This window comes from Catellatospora sp. NPDC049609, assembly GCF_040675365.1.
GTDB lineage: Bacteria > Actinomycetota > Actinomycetes > Mycobacteriales > Micromonosporaceae > Catellatospora.
On the sequence record NZ_JBFAOU010000406.1, the window covers coordinates 1 to 2,373 of the forward strand.

2 protein-coding genes are annotated in these 2,373 nt (G+C 74.4%); one reads left to right on the plus strand and one right to left on the minus strand.

Annotation, left to right across the window (positions count from 1 at the left end):
- Positions 1-176 precede the first annotated feature (176 nt).
- Positions 177-1,019 carry a GNAT family N-acetyltransferase gene (locus AB0J67_RS40655; RefSeq protein WP_363491095.1) on the plus strand — a complete coding sequence of 281 codons (843 nt, stop codon included), beginning with the start codon at positions 177-179 and terminating at the stop codon, positions 1,017-1,019.
- Here the strand turns inward: AB0J67_RS40655 and AB0J67_RS40660 are convergent.
- On the minus strand, positions 1,016-2,170 hold the full coding sequence (locus tag AB0J67_RS40660; RefSeq protein ID WP_363491097.1) for an MFS transporter: 1,155 nt from the start codon (positions 2,168-2,170) through the stop codon (positions 1,016-1,018). The two genes, AB0J67_RS40655 and AB0J67_RS40660, sit on opposite strands and share 4 nt — an antisense overlap.
- Between the last annotated feature and the right edge of the window lie 203 nt (positions 2,171-2,373).

A 2,373-nucleotide genomic window follows, 5' to 3' on the forward strand; every position in this document is an offset into this window, starting at 1 on the left:
TTTTTGTCCGTTCCTCGCTGGCAGAGAGAACATTACGCGGCCCCCCGACCCGGATGCAAATCGGGGTCGGTTGTCGCCGGTCACATCATCACCGCGCGCCTATCTTAGCAGTTCGCCCCGGCTGGATGTCGGGAAAGGAAGCGGTAGGGGCACCCGGTGGAGGCAGAATCTGACGCGTGAGAGTGACCGCGGACACAGCACTCGCGGAGTACGCCGCCGCGGTGATGCCCTGGCTCCTGCGCGACCCCGTACGCAACAACCAGCTGCTGACGCTGTTGCAGTCGCGGTTGGACGGGGTGGTGCTGCCGGAGTCCGAGCTGCTCATGCTGCGGGTGGTCGACGAGGGCGGCGCCGTCGCGGCGGTCGCGGTGCGGCCGCCGCCGTTCGCCATGCTGCTCAGCGACCTGCCGGACGAGGCCGTGCCTCCCCTCGCCGCGCACCTGGCGGGTGGCGGGCAGCGGGTCACCCGGTTCACCGGGCCACCGGAGCAGACCGGGCGCCTCGCGGCCGCGCTCGCCGGCCGGGCCGGTGGCCGGGCGAGCATGCTGGCGGCGTACCGCATGTTCGAGATCTGCGAGGTGTCGCCGCCCGCGGGGGTCACCGGGCGGCCGCGGGAGGCGGCCGGGGCCGATCGCGATCAGCTGGTGGCCTGGTCCGCGGCGTTCCAGCGGGAGGCGCTGGCCGACCATCCCCGCACCGACCCGGCCGCGCCGATCGACGGGCGGCTGGCCCTGGGCGGGCTGCTCTGGGTATGGGAGGCCGGCGGCGAGCCCGTCGCGATGACCGCGATGACCGCACCCGCCGCGGGCGTCGTGCGCATCAACCTGGTCTACACCCCGCCGCGCCGCCGCGCGAACGGCTACGCGAGCGCGCTCGTGGCGGCCGTGAGCCGGGCGGCGCTGGCGGCGGGTCTGCGGCCGGTGCTCTTCACCGACCTGGCGAACCCCACCAGCAACAAGATCTACCAGGCGATCGGGTACCGGCCGGTGCAGGACACCGGGATGTGGGAGGTCGGCTAGGCCGAGGCCGGATCGGGCAGCGGCTGCCGGTGGGAGATCTCCGCGGCGCGCAGCCGTCCCGCGGCCAGCGTCACGATCACGATCAGACCGGTGACGAGCGCGAACGAGAACGGCAGCGAGGTGGCGTGGGCGATGCCGCCCATCAGGCCGGGGGCGGCCAGCCCGGCGCCGTAGGACACCGTCGCCACGCCCGCGATGGCGTGGGCGGGGTGGTCGCCGGTGTGCCCCGCGGCGCTGAAGGCCAGCGGCACCACCACGGCGACGCCGAGCCCGATCAGGCCGAACCCGAGCACGCCCACCAGCGGCGCCCAGGCGCCGACCACCAGCACCCCGCCCAGCACGCCGACGGCGCCCGCGGCCCGCACCGTGCCCACTGCGCCGAAGCGGCGGACCACCGCGTCGCCGACCAGCCGCCCGCCGGCCATGGCCAGGGCGAACATGCTGTACGCGAGCGCGGCCTGCCCCTCGCCGGCGGCCAGGATCTGGCGCAGGTAGACCGCGCACCAGTCGGCGGTCGCGCCCTCGGCGAAGACCGCGGCGAAGCCGATCAGGCCGATGACCAGCACCGGACCGCGCGGCAGCGAGAAGCGCGGGCCGTCCCCGGCGGCGGGCACGGGGGCGCCGGGCAGCAGCCAGTGGCCCGCGGTGACACCGATCACCGCGAGCAGCACGCCCATCACGCCGAGGTACGCCGCCGCGGCGCCGACGCCGGAGCCGAGCAGTCCACCGACCGACCACATGCCGTGCAGGCTCGACATGATCGAGCGGCCGAGCCGCTGCTCTACCTCGACGCCCTCGGCGTTCATGGCGATGTCGGCGGTGCCCGCGGTGACCCCGGCGAGCAGCAGCATGCCCATCAGCGCCCACTGGTTCGGCGCGAGGGCGAGCACGCCGACGGCGAGACTCCACGCCGCGATCAGGATCCGGGTGGCCGCGCGCCCGCCGATGCGCTGCACCAGCCGCCCGGTGAACGGCATCGAGCTCAGCGAACCGACCGCCGGCATGATCAGCGCGAGGCCGAGGGTGCCCTCGGTGAGGCTCAGGTTCTCCGCGATCCACGGGATGCGGGAGGCGAAGCTGCCGCTCGCCGCACCGTGCACTGCGAATACCGTCGCGACTGCCCACCGGGCCCGGGTCACCTGCGAAGCCATGGCTGGGACGTTACGTGGCAGTCCGCCGACCGACCACCGCTCGTCACCGGCTCCCGCGTGGAGAGGTCCGGACACCGGTGATTTCACTGATCCCGCCAGGATCGCCTCCGATCCCGGCAACGCTGCCGAGCACCCCGGTGCCGGATACCCGATGAGCAAAGGCTCCGCCGGCGACCTGGCGTCGGGGCAGCGTGGGCTGCCCC

Coding starts and splice junctions, on each gene's coding strand:
- AB0J67_RS40660 (WP_363491097.1), bottom strand. CDS start 2,170: ATGGCTTCGCAGGTGACCCGGGCCCGGTGGGCAGTCGCGACGGTATTC.